12 protein-coding genes are annotated in these 14,463 nt (G+C 69.7%); 5 read left to right on the top strand and 7 right to left on the bottom strand.

What is annotated here, in order from left to right:
* Positions 1-51: 51 nt before the first annotated feature.
* Positions 52-1,326 carry an SUMF1/EgtB/PvdO family nonheme iron enzyme gene (locus KZ686_RS14425; RefSeq protein ID WP_265632680.1) on the top strand — a complete coding sequence of 425 codons (1,275 nt, stop codon included), beginning with the start codon at positions 52-54 and terminating at the stop codon, positions 1,324-1,326.
* 202 nt (positions 1,327-1,528) lie between these two features.
* On the opposite strand, the gene KZ686_RS14420 is transcribed toward KZ686_RS14425, so the two are convergent.
* The 7 genes from KZ686_RS14420 to KZ686_RS14390 form a co-directional block, all read right to left on the bottom strand.
* The gene (locus KZ686_RS14420; RefSeq protein ID WP_149316976.1) at positions 1,529-3,205 is read right to left on the bottom strand and encodes an L-lactate permease; all 1,677 of its coding nucleotides are present in this window, start codon (positions 3,203-3,205) and stop codon (positions 1,529-1,531) included.
* Between the two features lie 392 nt (positions 3,206-3,597).
* Positions 3,598-4,242: a glutathione S-transferase family protein gene (locus tag KZ686_RS14415; RefSeq protein ID WP_149316977.1), complete on the bottom strand. Its 645-nt coding sequence runs from the start codon at positions 4,240-4,242 to the stop codon at positions 3,598-3,600.
* Between the two features lie 47 nt (positions 4,243-4,289).
* Positions 4,290-5,477: an aminotransferase-like domain-containing protein gene (locus KZ686_RS14410; RefSeq protein ID WP_150084892.1), complete on the bottom strand. Its 1,188-nt coding sequence runs from the start codon at positions 5,475-5,477 to the stop codon at positions 4,290-4,292.
* Positions 5,478-5,580: 103 nt separating this feature from the next.
* Entirely contained in the window at positions 5,581-6,036 is a 456-nt protein-coding gene (locus tag KZ686_RS14405; RefSeq protein ID WP_149316979.1) for a RidA family protein, read from the bottom strand.
* Positions 6,037-6,069: 33 nt separating this feature from the next.
* Positions 6,070-7,050 carry a DMT family transporter gene (locus KZ686_RS14400; RefSeq protein ID WP_265633492.1) on the bottom strand — a complete coding sequence of 327 codons (981 nt, stop codon included), beginning with the start codon at positions 7,048-7,050 and terminating at the stop codon, positions 6,070-6,072.
* A 193-nt stretch (positions 7,051-7,243) separates the two neighbouring features.
* The gene (locus KZ686_RS14395; RefSeq protein ID WP_265633491.1) at positions 7,244-7,897 is read right to left on the bottom strand and encodes a LysE family translocator; all 654 of its coding nucleotides are present in this window, start codon (positions 7,895-7,897) and stop codon (positions 7,244-7,246) included.
* 5 nt (positions 7,898-7,902) lie between these two features.
* Positions 7,903-8,676, bottom strand: a complete 774-nt coding sequence (locus KZ686_RS14390; protein WP_149317122.1) for an alanyl-tRNA editing protein — start codon at positions 8,674-8,676, stop codon at positions 7,903-7,905.
* A gap of 417 nt (positions 8,677-9,093) precedes the next feature.
* Between KZ686_RS14390 and KZ686_RS14385 the strand changes: the two genes are divergently transcribed.
* From KZ686_RS14385 to KZ686_RS14370, 4 genes are all read left to right on the top strand, one after another.
* On the top strand, positions 9,094-10,644 hold the full coding sequence (locus KZ686_RS14385) for an aminotransferase-like domain-containing protein (protein WP_265632679.1): 1,551 nt from the start codon (positions 9,094-9,096) through the stop codon (positions 10,642-10,644).
* A 299-nt stretch (positions 10,645-10,943) separates the two neighbouring features.
* Positions 10,944-12,863, top strand: coding sequence for a molecular chaperone HtpG (htpG, locus tag KZ686_RS14380; RefSeq protein WP_226107495.1), 1,920 nt, complete (start codon positions 10,944-10,946; stop codon positions 12,861-12,863).
* The gene (locus tag KZ686_RS14375; RefSeq protein ID WP_223819875.1) at positions 12,863-13,450 is read left to right on the top strand and encodes a DNA-deoxyinosine glycosylase; all 588 of its coding nucleotides are present in this window, start codon (positions 12,863-12,865) and stop codon (positions 13,448-13,450) included. The genes htpG and KZ686_RS14375 overlap by 1 nt, the downstream gene beginning before the upstream one ends.
* Positions 13,451-13,530: 80 nt before the next feature.
* Entirely contained in the window at positions 13,531-14,445 is a 915-nt protein-coding gene (locus KZ686_RS14370; protein WP_265632678.1) for a class I SAM-dependent methyltransferase, read from the top strand.
* Positions 14,446-14,463: the final 18 nt, after the last annotated feature.

The raw sequence follows: 14,463 nt of genomic DNA, 5'->3' as shown, positions 1-14,463 counted from the left end.
CCCGCGCTGCGAGCGGTTTTTCCAGCGGCGTTTGACGAGACGGGCAATCCGATGAGCGGCTTCACCATGCTTCCCGATCTGTATTTCACCGGCGGCCGGCACGACTGGAGCGACGCGCGGCGCCTGCCGCGCGAGGGGCTGGCGCAGGCGCTGGTCGACAGCCGCAACCGCACGCTGGCCTGGCTGTCCGCGTTCGGCGCGGCCCGCCGCGGCTGGATCGTGCCGCGCCAGTACGATGCCGATCCCCCGCTATGGACGCTCGGCCATCTCGCCTGGCATGCCGAATGGTGGTGCCTGCGCGACGTCCAATGGCAGGAGCGCGGCGGCGTGCTGCTGCCGGTGCCGGCCGCGCCGGCGCTGCTCGACGGCGCCGACGAATGGTTCGATCCCGAGCGCATCGGCCCCGATGCGCGCTGGGAAGTGGCCTTGCCCGACGTCGCCGCGCTGAAGCACTACGCGGCCTCGGTGCTCGACGCGGTGCTGCGCCGGATCGCGCTGCTGCCCGACGATGGCGACGACACGCTGTATCCCTTCCGCCGGGCCCTGCAGCACGAGGACGCGCAGATCGAGCGCATCGCGGCGCTGCTGCAGGCGCTGGCGATGGCGCCCGACGATCCCGCGCTGACCCGCCCGCCGGTCAGCGTGCCCGACGCCGGCACGCTGCAGTTTCCCGGCGGCCGCTTCACGCAGGGCTGGGGCGAGCCGGACGGCTTCGCGATGCCCGACGAACTGCCCGCGCAGCCGACCTATGTGCCGGCCTTCGAGATCGACGCCGCGCCGGTCACCAACGCGCAATACCTGGAATTCGTCGACGACGGCGGCTACGAGCGGCCCAACTGGTGGTCGCCCGCCGGCCGCCAGTGGCTGATGACGCAGGAGCGCTCGGCGCCGCGCTACTGGGAGCGCCATGCGCAGACGCGCGCCTGGATGGCGCAGCGCTTCGACACGCTGCGCACGCTCAATCCCGACGAGGCGGTGCGCCACGTGACGCTGTACGAGGCGCAGGCCTGGTGCGCCTGGGCCGGCCGCCGCCTGCCGGACGAGGCCGAGTGGGAGATGGCCGCGGTGCAGAATCGCGGCGGCTTCCGCTGGGGCATGGTGCGCGAATGGACCGCGACGCCGTACGAGCCCTATGCCGGCTTCGCCGACGTGCCCTCGCACCCGGGTCCCGGCGACAGCGAGATGCAGGCGCGGTTCGGCCTTTGCCAGGCCGTGCGCGGCGCCTGCTTCGTGGGGCCCACGCGGCTGCGCCATGCGCGCGCGCGGCTGGCGCTGGCGCCCGAGGAAGACGCGGCCTTCGTGGGGTTCCGTACCTGCGCGCTGTGAGCGCTGTCAGCGCTTTGAGCACTGTGGGCGCTTCGCGTGCGTAACGCCCCGAAGAACCGGCGACGAAGCGGCGGAGCACCGGCGACGCGGATCGTCCCGCCATGAAAAAGCCCCGCCGAAGCGGGGCTTTTTTCGTTGCCGGACTTGCCGTCCCGCTTGCGCGGGAACGGCATCGCCGTCGGTCGATCAGTGGATCAGTGGATCAGTGGATCACCAGGCGGGTGAACGGGTCCACATAGGCCTGCAGCGTGACGAACAGGCCCACCAGGATCGCCAGCACGACCGAGTGGAAGAACACGTAGCGCAGGATGTCGCCCTCGTGGCCGTACCACTTGGTCGCGGTCGAGGCCACCACGATCGATTGCGCGTCGATCATCTTGCCCATCACGCCGCCCGAGCTGTTGGCCGAGGCCATCAGCACCGGCGACAGGCCAAGCTGCTCCGCGGTGGTCTTCTGCAGGCCGCCGAACAGCACGTTCGACGCGGTGTCCGAACCGGTCAGCGCGACCCCCAGCCAGCCCAGCATGGTGCCGAACAGCGGATAGAACACGCCGGTGTGGGCAAAGGCCAGGCCCAGCGTCGCGTCCAGGCCCGAATAGCGGGTCAGGTAGCCGACGCCGAACATCGCGCAGATCGTCAGCAGCGAGTAGCGCACCAGCTTGATGGTGTTCCAGTACTCGCGCAGCAGGCGCGGCACCGAATAGCCCATCAGCAGCCCGCCGACGACGGCGGCGACCAGGATGCCGGTGCCGGCCATCGACAGCACGTTGAAGTTGAACACCGCGGCCTCGGCGACCTGCTGCGGCACCACCGGCGGCACCTTCAGCACGGCCTTGTCCAGGCCCGGGATCGCATACTTCCAGGACCAGATCGCGTCGAAGGCCTTCTTGATCTGCGGCACGCCCCAGATGAAGACGAACACGGTCAGGATGACCCAGGGCATCCACGCCTTGGCGGTCGAGATGCCGGCGGCAGCGGCGTTGGCGCGCGCCTCGGCGGCGACCGCTTCGGGATCGTCGACCTTCGACTCGTCGTGGCGACCGAGGATCTTGGTGGTGGTCCAGATCTTCTTCGGCCTCCAGACCTTCAGGAACAGCGCCAGCGAGCCCATCGACACCAGCGCGGCGATCACGTCCACCAGCCACGGACCGTGGTAGTTCGACACCAGGAACTGCGGGATCGCGAAGCTGACGCCCGCTACCAGGATGGCGGGCCAGACTTCCAGCATGCCGCGGAAGCCGGCAAAGGCCCAGATCAGCCAGAACGGCACCAGCACCGAGAACAGCGGCAGCTGGCGGCCGATCATCGCCGACAGGTCGAGCAGGTCAAGGCCGGTCACCGCCGACAGCGCGATGATCGGCGAGCCGAGCGCGCCGTAGGCAACCGGCGCGGTATTGGCGATCAGCGCCAGGCCCGACGCGGCCAGCGGCGAGAAGCCCAGGCCGATCAGGATGGCGCCGGTCACTGCCACCGGCGTGCCGAAACCGGCCGCGCCCTCGAAGAAGGCGCCGAAGCTGAACGCCACCAGCAGCAGCTGCAGGCGCCTGTCCTCGGTGATGCCGGCGATCGAGCCCTGAAGCACCTTGAACGAGCCGTTCAGCGTGGTCAGCCGGTGCAGGAAGATGATGTTCAGCACGATCCAGCCGATCGGGAACAGGCCGGAAGCGATGCCCAGGCCGGCGGCCTTGCCGGCCATCGCGGCGGGCATGCCGAAGATCGCCGAGGCGACCACGATGCCGACCACCAGCGCCAGGCCGGCGGCCAGATGGGCCTGCAAATGAAAGAACGCCAGCGCGCCCAACAGCACCGCGACCGGCACGCCCGCGGCGAGCGTGGACAGGGCCATGCTGCCGAGCGGGTCGTAGACTTGACTCCACACGATTGAATCCTCCTCAGTGATGGGCCGGCGAGCCATCCTTCTGCGGGCGATCCTCGCCGGTTTGCCTGCGCACGACAGGGACGCGCAGGGGTGACCCAAGCTTCGCGCACGAGCAAGCGAAGGATTTTAAGGACGGCTATAGGTCACCCGCGATACATCGCGTCACGATGGGCGTGAACCGGATTCAGGAATCAGGGTTTGCCCGGGGCGCGCGTCCGGTGTGCAGCGTACTCCAATTGTTGCGGAACGGAAATGTCTGCTTGCCGGCACGGCGGGCGGGGGAAGGAACAACTGCGGGGGAGGGAACCGCTGAGGAGATGGTGTTCCGGCGGCTGGCCCGGCGCCAGCGCCGGGGCCAGCGCCGGCGCCAGCGCCGGGGCCATCGGAGGTGTTCAAGCCAGCGGCAGCACCAGGATGCCCGACGCGGCCGGCCGCGCGCGCATCTTCGCCAGCCAGCGCTCCAGCTCGGGGCGCGGCTCGCGCTGGATCGGCATGCCCATCCAGCGATGCGCGGCGCAGGCCAGCGAGATGTCGGCCATGCTGAAGCGGTCGTCGCAGATGAATTCGCGCCCGGTCAGCGCCTTGTCGAGCAGGGCGGCCAGCGGCTCGGCCCGCGCGATCGAACGGGCGATCGCGTCGGCGTCGCGGCGCTCCGCCGGCGTGCGCACGGTCTGCACGAAGGCGTCGACCATGGCCGGCGTGAAGGCGGTGTTCTGCCAGTCCATCCAGCGGTCGGCGGAGGCGCGGGTGCGCACGTCCTCCGGCCACAGCGTGCCTTCGCCGTACTGCGCGCACAGGTAGCGCACGATCGCATTCGATTCCCACAGCACGAACGGCTCGCCGCCGATATCGGTGCCGCGGAAGTCCTCGATCACCGGGATCAGCCGGTTCGGGTTCAGGCGGACGTAGGCCTCGGTATCCAGGTCGCCGCGCGTGACGCCGATATCGATCCGCTCGTGATCGAGATGCAGTTCGCGCGCGCACCAGACGACCTTCTGGACGTTGATCGAAGAGAGCCGGCCCCAGATGCGCAACATATTGGTCTTCCTTGTTCTGGTCGGTGCCGTGGCCAGTCAGCGCCGGATCAGGCCGCCTTGGCGTGGCCGGCCTGCGCCGCGATGGCCTCCGCGAACAGCTTGCCAAGGATCGCCACGCCTTGCTCGATGCGCTCGGGCGGCACTGTGACGAAGGCCAGCCGCAGCGTATTCTGCCGCGGATTGGTGGCGAAGAACGGGGCACCGGGCACATAGGCGACGTTGCGTTTGACCGCTTCCTGCAGGATCGCCATGCTGTCCAGCCCTTCCGGCAGCGACATCCAGATGAACATGCCGCCCTCGGGCTGGTTCCACTTGACGCCGGCCGGCATATGGCGCGCCAGCGCATCGAGCATGTAGCGGCACTGGTTGCCGTAGAGCTCGCGGATGGTCGGGATATGCGTATCGAGCAGGCCGTCGCGGATCGTCTCGTAGGCGACGCGCTGCGTGAAGCTCGGCGTATGCAGGTCGGAGGCCTGCTTGGCCTGGCACAGCTTGAAATGCAGCTCGGGCGGGGCGATCACGTAGCCCAGCCGCAGGCCGGGCGCCAGTACCTTCGAGAACGAGCCCATGTAGATCACGCCGTCCGGGTTCATCGACAGCAGCGTGGGCAGCTGGTTGCCGGTGTAGCTCAGCTCGCCGTAGGGATCGTCCTCGATCAGCAGCACGTTCAGTTCGCGCGCCCGCTGCACCAGCGCCTGGCGGCGCTCCAGCGGCATGCGGCGGCCGGTCGGGTTCTGGAAGTTCGGCAGCGCGTACAGGAAGCGCGCGCCGGCGGTCAGCTCGGCGGTCAGCGCCTCGGGCTGCAGGCCCTGGTCGTCGCTCGGCAGCGAGACGAACTCAGGCTCGAACAGCGAGAAGGCCTGCAGCGCCCCGAGATAGCTCGGCGTCTCGACCAGCACCGGGCTGCCCGGATCGATCAGCACCTTGGCCAGCAGGTCCAGCGCCTGCTGCGAGCCGGTGGTGATCAGCACGCGCTCGACATCGACGCCATGGCGGCGCGCGATGAATTCGCGCAGCGGCAGATAGCCCTCGGTGGCGGTGTACTGCAGCGCGGCGTGCGGATTGTCGGCGAATACACGGGCCACCGCCTGTTCCATCGCGGCGACCGGGAAGGTCGCGGGCGACGGCAAGCCGCCGGCGAACGAAATGACTTCCGGACGCTCGGTGACCTTGAGGATTTCGCGGATGGCCGAGCTGGTCAGTTGTTGCGCCCGGCGGGAGATGGCCCAATGCATGATGGTCTCTTGGTGTGGTTCTCGCGCGGCGGCGCCGCGCGATGTCGGTCAAATCGGTGCGGCGATGCGCGCTGCGCGCACGCCTGAAAAGTTGGGGCTGGCCTTATTGGACCTCGACGATCATCTCGATCTCGACGCAGGCGCCCAGCGGAATCTGCGCGACGCCGAACGCGCTGCGGGCATGCTTGCCCTTGTCGCCGAACACTTCGGCCAGCAGCTCGGAGCAGCCGTTGGTGACCAGGTGCTGCTCGGTGAAGTCCGGCGTCGAATTGACCAGGCTCATCACCTTGACGATGCGCGTCACGCGGTTCAGGTCGCCGACGTGCGCGTGCAGCGTCGCCAGCAGGTCGATCGCGATCGCGCGCGCCGCCGCCTTGCCCTCTTCGGTGCCCAGCTGGTCGCCGAGCTTGCCGACCCACGGCTTGCCGTCCTTGCGGGCGATATGGCCCGACAGGAAGACCGTGTTACCGGTCTGCGCGGCCATCACGTAGGCGGCGGCGGGGGCGCCGGCGGTCGGCAGTTCGATGCCCAGGCGGGCGAGGGTGTCATAGACGGACATGCAGACTCCTGTTGTGCGAGAGTTCGTGAGGGTTCAGCGGGATCGTGCGGGCGGCAGGCCCGCGGACGCAGCGGACGGGCCCGACGTGGCCGACGTGGCCGACGTGGCGGACCCGGGCGCGGCACGCACCGCGGTCCGGCGCCCCAGCGCCACCACCGCGATCACCGCGACGGCGAAACCGATGGTCGGCGCGTCGAGCGGCTCGGCCAGCAGCAAGGCGCCGCCGGCCAGCGTCATGAACGGCTGCAGCAATTGTATCTGGCCGACGCGGGCCACGCCCCCTTTCGCCAGTCCGGCGTACCAGAAGACGAAGCCGATGAACATCGAGAAGAGGGAGACGTAGGCCATGCCCAGCCATGCGCGCGCCGACGCGGCGGCGATCTGCGGCAGCGTCTGCGCGGCCATCCAGGCGACCGTCGGCAGCACCACCGGCAGCGACACGACCAGCGCCCAGCTGATGGTCTCGAGGCCGCCGAGCTCGCGCGACAGCTTGCCGCCCTCGGCGTAGCCCAGCGCGCCCAGCACCATCGCGGCGAACAGCAGCCAGTCGGCGTGCTGCAGCGCGCCGGCGCCTTGCCACAGCGCGAAGCCGACCACCAGCGCGCTGCCGGCCAGCGCCGCGGCCCAGAACGCGATCGACGGCCGCTCGCGGCCGAACCAGGCGGCGAACACCGCGGTGGCCAGCGGCAGCAGCCCGATCACGATGGCGCCGTGGCTGGCCGGCACCTCGCGCATCGCCAGCGACGAGAACAGCGGAAAGCCGATCACCACGCCGAGCGCGGTCACGGCCAGCCGGAACCATTGGCCGCCGCGCGGACGGCGCGCCGCGGACAGCGCGCCGCGCTGCCACAGCAGCGCCAGCGCGAGCAGCGTCGCCACCAGCGCGCGGGCCAGCGCGACGAAGGTGGCGTCCAGCTCGGCCACCGCCATGCGCGTGAACGGCAGCGTCTGGCTGAAGATCGCCACGCCGATGAAGCCGAGCAGCATGCCGCCGCTGGGGGCCTCGGCGGGCATGGCCGCGCGCGAGGGACAGGGCGCGGCGGTGTCGCGTTGCGTCATGGCAGGGTCCTGGTGGCGTTCTTGCGGGTGGTCTTGCGGGCGTTCATGCGGGGCTGTTCTGGCAGGGACTGTGTTCGGTGGCGTTCTTGAGCGACTGTTCTTGTGCGGCTGTGCTTGTGCGCTGTTCTTGCGGCGGCTTTTGCGTGCGCTACGGCATCGCCGGCCGCCCCGCGAAGGCGATCCACAGCGCGGTCGCGGCCAGCGCCAGCCCCATCGCGCGATTGAACCAGCGGATGCGCTGGCCGACCTGCAGCCACTGGCGCAGCGACGCGCCCATCGCGCCGTAGGCGCCATTGCTGAGGAAGCCGAACACGCCGAACACCGCGCACACCAGCAGGCCGCGCTGCAGCGGCGACTCGGCCCCGGACATGTAGGAGGCGGCGATCGCCAGCGCCAGCATCCAGGCCTTGATGTTGGCGTACTGCAGCGCCACCGATTGCCAGACCGACAGCGGCGCCAGTACCTGCCGGTCGCTGAGCGCGGCGCTGCGGCCGATCTTCGCGGCCAGCCACAGCAGGTAGGCGACGCCCGCCAGATGGACGATCATGGCCAGCACGGGGCTGGCGACGATCAGCGCACCGACCCCTGCCGCGCACAGCGCGAGGATGCTGGCGAAGCCGAGCGCGACGCCGATGCAGTGCGGCAGCGTCGCGCGCAGGCCGAAGTTGGCGCCGGTCACCGCGGCGATGGTGGTGTTGGGGCCGGGCGTGAACAGGCCGACCGTCATCAGCGACAGCAGCGCGGCAAACTGCGTGGCGGTCAGGCCCGCAAGCCAGGCGGACAGGGACGCATCGATCGGCATCGGGCTCATGCCGCGGCACGCGCCGGACCGGCGTCGGAGATCATCGCCTGATCGGCCGCTTCGGCGAAGTTCACCACCACGCGCCGGTTGGTGCGGCTCTTCTTCTCGATCTTGCTCACCACCACCGGGCCGATCTCGCCGACCGCGGCGACATGGGTGCCGCCGCAGGGCTGGCGGTCGATGCCGGGGATCTCGATGATGCGGATCTGGCTGGTGCCCGCCGGCGGTGCCGCGCCAATGGTGCGCACCAGGTCCGGCTCGGCCGCCAGCTGCTCCGGCGTGATGCGGTCGATGCGAACCGGCGTATCGGCGGCGATCAGCGCATTGAGGCGCTCGGTCAGATCGGCCTTGTCCAGCGTCGATTCGGGCAGGTCGAAGTCGATGCGCGCGGTGTCCGGGTTGATGTTGCAGCCGGTGACCGGCACCGGGATCAGCGAGCCGAGGAGATGCAGGCAGGTGTGCAGGCGCATCAGCCGATGGCGGCGCGCCCAGTCGATCGCCACGGTGACGCGGTCGCCCGGGGCCAGCGCCGGCAGCGCCTGGTCCGGCGCGGGCACGTGCAGGATCGCGCTGCGGTCGGCCGCGTAAAGGGTCTCGGCCAGCGCGATCGTGCTGCCGTCGGCCAGCGTCAGGGTCCCGGTGTCGCCGGCCTGGCCGCCGCTGCGCGCGTAGCAGACCGTTTCGTCGAGCACGATGCCTTCGGGCAGTACCGCCAGCACGGTGGCGCTGCAGCGGTCGAGATAGGCGTCCTCGTCGAAGCGCTTGCGCGTCGGCGGCAACAGGGTGTCGGACATCGAGAGTCTCCTTTGTTCTGCGGGGAAATTGCGGATATCGGCGGATATCGACGGATACCGCGGGATATCAGCGGTATCGCGAGTATCGCCGGTATCGGCTTGGGTATCGGCTCGCGTATCGGCTCGGGTATCGCTATTGGGTCGGCGGTGCCTCTGGGCCTGTACCGGTGCGGCCGCCTGTCCCGGCACGGCGGTGCCGCCCGGACAGCCTGGCGCCGGCCGTCAGGTGATGCCCGGCAGGCTTTCAACGTGGGTCGATGTTAGACAAGGTTGTCGGTACAGTACCGATACAGTTATTCTGCTGATCCTCAGTACAGTTTTCGGGGGCCGTCCATGGAAACAGGAAACCAAGCCAGATCGCCGCACGGCGAGACCGAACCAGCGCCGCCAGCCGGGCACGCGATGGGCGAAGCGAAGGCCGAGGCTGCCGGCAAGGCCGCGCGTGCCGGCAGCCGCCGTCCGCTGCGGCTGGTGTTGCCGTCGGCCCCCACGGCATCCGGCGAGCTGTCGGCCGCCGGCAGCCTGCCCGACCCGGTGCCGTCGGCGCAGATGACGCTGGTCGGGCAACTGACCGAATGGGCGCGGATGCGGATCGAGGAGCGGGTGTTCCGCCCCGGCATGCGCATGCCGTCGATCCGCCAGCTCGCGCAGGACAAGGGCATCTCGCGCTTTACCGTGGTCGAGGCCTACGACCGGCTGGTCGCGCTGGGCTACCTCGAATCGCGGCGGGGCTCGGGCTTTTTCGTGCGCGAGCGCGGGCCCGGCATCGGTGCGGGCCTGGGCGCGGGCTTGCCCAGCGAGGCCGCGCCGCCGGCGCCGCATGGGTCGCGCAATATCGACGTGCCCTGGCTGCTGCGCAACATGTTCCACCGGGCCGAGCCGCGCAAGGCGCCGGGGCTGGGCTTCCTGCCCAACGACTGGCTCGACGGCGAGCTGATCGGCAGCGCGCTGCGCGGCCTGGCGCGCCAGCCGGGCAGCCACTTCCTCGCCAGCGGCACGCCCGAGGGCTTCCTGCCGCTGCGCCAGCAACTGCGCACGCGGCTGGCCGAACTGGAGATCGGCGCCGCGCCCGAGCAGATCCTGCTGACCTCGGGCATCACCCAGGCGCTGGACCTGATCGCGCGCCTGTATGTCCGGCCTGGCGATCCGGTGCTGGTCGGCGATCCGGCCTGGTTCGTGATGTTCGCCCGCTTCGCCGCCCAGGGCGCGCAGGTGATCGGCGTGCCGTACACGGCGGAGGGCCCGGACCTCGAAGCGCTGGAGCGCATCGTGCAGGCCCACCGTCCCAGGCTGCTGATCTTCAATTCGGTGCTGCACAATCCGACCGGCACCTCGCTGTCGGCCGCCAAGGCCTTCCAGCTGCTGCGGCTGGCCGAGCAGTACGACTTCCTGGTGGTCGAGGACGACATCTACTGCGACCTGTGCCCGCCGGGCCATCCGGCCACGCGGCTGGCGAGCCTGGACCAGCTCAAGCGCGTGGTCTACCTCGGCAGCTTCTCCAAGACGCTGGCGGCCAATCTGCGGGTCGGCTTCGTCGCGGCCCGTCCCGAACTGGTGCAGAGCCTGACCGACGCCAAGCTGCTGGCGGGGCTCGCCACGCCGGAGATCAACGAGCGCGTGCTGTACAAGGTGCTGACCGAGGGGCACTACCGCAAGCACGTCGAGCGCGTGCGCAACCGGCTCGAGCGCGCCCGCGACGAGACCCGGCACGCGCTGGAGAAGCTGGGCCTGACGCTGTTTCCGGGCCAGCATGCCGGCATGTACCTGTGGGCCGATACCGGCCGCGATACCAATGCGATCGCCACCGCGGGGCACGAGGAGGGCTATCTGTTCGCGCCCGGCAGCCTGTTCTCGCCGTCGCAGCTGCCGTCGGGCTGGATGCGCTTCAATGTCGCCTGCGGCCACGATCCGCAGATGCTGGACTTCCTGGCGCGCCAGCTGGATCGGTTGTAGCCGGGGCCGGGGCCGGGGCCGGAGCCGTGCCGCGTCCCCCTGGCCGTGGCGGGGCCCCGCCCTTGGCTTGGGGGGCACCGAGCCGCCCCGGGCCGTGCCGCGGCCACCACCGAGCCGCCCCCGCCGTGCCGCGGCCACCACTTGAAAAACCGCCGGGGCGTCCCTATCTGGCCGCCACCGGCGCGGCCATGCCGGCCCTGGCCCAGCGCCATGCCAAGCCCGCCGCGGCGACGCGAATTGCACGATGGCGCTGCCGCCCTGCGCGGCGGCGGCGCCCGGATCCATTCACGAGGAGAACCATGAACGCCACGCACGAGACGATGAGCTTCCAGGCGGAAGTCAAGCAGCTGCTGCATCTGATGATCCACAGCCTGTACAGCAACAAGGAGATCTTCCTGCGCGAGCTGATCTCGAACGCCTCGGATGCCACCGACAAGCTGCGCTTCGAGGCGATCGCCAATCCCGCGCTGCTGGAGAACGACGCCGACCTGGCGATCCGCATCGAGACCGACAGCAAGGCCCGCACCATCACGATCACCGACAACGGCATCGGCATGAGCCGCGACGAGGCGATCCGCAACCTGGGCACGATCGCGCGTTCGGGCACCAAGGAATTCTTCGAGCAGCTGTCGGGCGACCAGCAAAAGGACGCCGCGCTGATCGGCCAGTTCGGCGTCGGTTTCTACTCGGCCTTCATCGTCGCCGACCGCGTCACGGTCGAGACCCGCCGCGCCGGCGTACCCGCCTCCGAGGCGGTGCGCTGGGAGAGCGGCGGCGACGGCGAGTTCACCGTCGATGCGATCGAGCGCGCCGAGCGCGGCACCGCCATCACGCTGCATCTGCGCGAGGGCGAGGACGACTTCCTGTCGGCGTGGAAGCTCAAGGACATCATCCGCAAGTACTCGGACCATATCTCGCTGCCGATCCGCATGCCCAAGGAGGTCTGGGACGCCGACACCAGCGCGTACAAGCGCACCGGCGAGTGGGAGAGCGTCAACCAGGCCAGCGCGCTGTGGACCCGCGCCAAGAGCGACATCACCGACGAGCAGTACGTCGCCTTCTACCAGCACATCGCGCACGACCACGAGAAGCCGCTGGCGTGGACGCACAACCGCGTCGAAGGCCGCAACGAATACACGCAGCTGCTGTACATCCCGGCGCGCGCGCCGTTCGACCTGTGGGACCGCAACCATCGCGGCGGCCTGAAGCTGTACGTCAAGCGCGTCTTCATCATGGACGACGCCGAGCAGCTGCTGCCGAACTACCTGCGCTTCGTCAAGGGCGTGATCGATTCGTCCGACCTGCCGCTGAACGTCTCGCGCGAGCTGCTGCAGGAAAGCCGCGACGTCAAGGCGATCCGCGAGGGCAGCACCAAGCGCGTGCTGTCGATGCTCGAGGCGATGGCCGACAGCGAGGACCAGGCCGAGCGCGACAAGTACGCGAGCTTCTGGCAGCAGTTCGGCCAGGTGCTCAAGGAGGGCCTGGGCGAGGACACGGCCAACCAGCAGCGGCTGGCCAAGCTGCTGCGCTTTGCCTCCACGCACCAGGACTCGGCCGAGCAGACCGTGTCGCTTACCGACTATGTCGGCCGCATGAAGGAAGGCCAGGACAAGATCTACTACGTGACCGCCGACACGTGGAATGCCGCCAAGGCCAGCCCGCATCTGGAGGTGTTCCGCAAGAAGGGCATCGAGGTGCTGCTGCTGACCGACCGCGTCGACGAGTGGATGCTGTCCTTCCTGAACGAGTTCGACGGCAAGGAGCTGGTGTCGGTCGCGCGCGGCGGCCTGGACCTGGGCGCGCTGGCCGACGAAGAGGAAAAGGCCGAGCAGCAGAAGGCCGAGGACGAATGGAAGGACGTGCTGACGCGCGCGAAGGAAGTGCTGGCCGACAAGGCCAAGGACGTGCGCGTGACGCTGCGCCTGACCGACTCGGCCTCGTGCCTGGTGTCGGACGAGGGCGAGATCAGCGGCTATCTGCAGCGGCTGCTGAAGCAGGCCGGCCAGAAGGCGCCGCAGACCAAGCCGATCCTCGAACTGAATCCGTCGCATGCGCTGGTCGGCAAGCTGCGCCAGCTCGCGGGCGCCGGGGCCGATGGCGATGCCGATGCCTTCGCCGACCGCGTGCACGTGCTGTTCGACCAGGCGCTGCTGGCCGAAGGCGGCATGCTGGAGGATCCGGCGGCCTACGTGCAGCGGATCAACAAGCTGCTGGCCTGATGCCGGCCCGGCGTGGGGCGCCACGGGCGGCGCGACCGGAGGCAGCAGCGGGGGCACTACCCGGTGCAACGCCCGTTGCAACACCGGAGGTACCGGCGGACCTGCAGCAAGGTCTGCCGCCGGTGATCGACCGCCATACCCGCGTGCTGATCCTCGGCAGCTTCCCGGGCGCCGCCTCGCTGGCGGCGCGCCAGTACTACGCGCATCCGCGCAACCAGTTCTGGCCGCTGCTGGGGGCGCTGCTCGGCGAGCCGCTGCCCGAGCTGCCCTATGCCGAGCGGCTGACGCGCGTGCTGGCACATCGCGTCGGCATCTGGGACGTGCTGGGCGCCTGCGTGCGCCCGGGCAGCCTCGATTCCAATATCCGCCATCCGCAGGCGAACGATTTCGAGCGCCTGCGGCAGCTTGCACCGGCGCTGCGCCGCGTCGGCTTCAACGGCGGCACATCCGGCCGCTTTGCGCCGCAATTCGCCGCGGCCGGCTACGAGACCGTGGTGCTGCCCTCGTCGAGCCCCGCCCATGCCGCGCGCACCTTCGAGCAGAAGCTGCAGCTGTGGCGCGCGCTTCTGTCACAATCGCGGCCGTGATTTGACGCGGACCGCCCGTCGGACTCCTTGGACGCCTTGGACCCGGGCTGTCTTTCCGTAGCCTGCCGCATTGCTGACTGATGACCCTGTTGAAACGAAAATCGATCGAAGCCGTGGCTTCCCGCCGTCCCGCGCGCGGCGAACGGGAGCGCAATGCGCGCCGCCACGATTGCGACACTGCCTCCGATCTCGGTGCGGCGGAGGATCGCCGCGACGAGAAACGGATGACGCCGCGCTTTGCGCCGGTGACCTTCTCCGAATGGAATGGCGTGCGCTACCTGCATTTCGGTACCGAGTGGGTGCAGGGCGCGATGCGGCTGCGCAAGCCCGACGCGATCGAGCTCGAATACGCGCAGCAGATGATGGCCTGGCTGCTGTTCCTGTCGCCGTCGCAGCGCGACTTCCATATCGCGCAGCTTGGGCTGGGCGCGGCCTCGCTGACGAAGTTCTGCCATCGGCATTTCGCCAGGGCGCGCGTGACCGCGGTCGAACTGAACCCGGCCGTGATCGTCGCCGGGCGCAGCATGTTCGGCCTGCGCGAGGACGATGCGCGGCTGACGGTACGCGAGCAGGACGCCTGGGACTATGTGATGGACCCCGCGAGCACTGGCGCGCACGACGTGCTGCAGGTCGATCTGTACGACGCCACCGCGCGCGGTCCGGTGCTGGACACCACGGCCTTCTACAAGGCCTGCCGGCGCGTGCTGAAGGCCCCCGGCGTGATGACGATCAACCTGTTCGGCGACCACGACAGCTTCCCGAAGAACATCGTGCGGATCTGCGAGGCGTTCGAGGACCGCGTGCTGGTGTTCCCGGAGGTGCACGACGGCAACGTGATCGCGCTGGCCTTCAACGGGCCGGCGATCGATATCGACTGGGAGACCCTGGAGCAGCGCGCGCGCGTGGTGCAGGAAGCGACCGGGCTGCCGGCGCGGCAGTGGGTCAAGGGCTTGCGCCGCGCGAATGCGCGGCAGGAAGAGCGGCTGCGGATTTAAGCCGCGGCTCTCTCCCCC

This window comes from Cupriavidus cauae (genome assembly GCF_026210475.1).
GTDB lineage: Bacteria > Pseudomonadota > Gammaproteobacteria > Burkholderiales > Burkholderiaceae > Cupriavidus > Cupriavidus cauae.
This window is presented reverse-complemented; position numbering and strand designations above follow the sequence as displayed.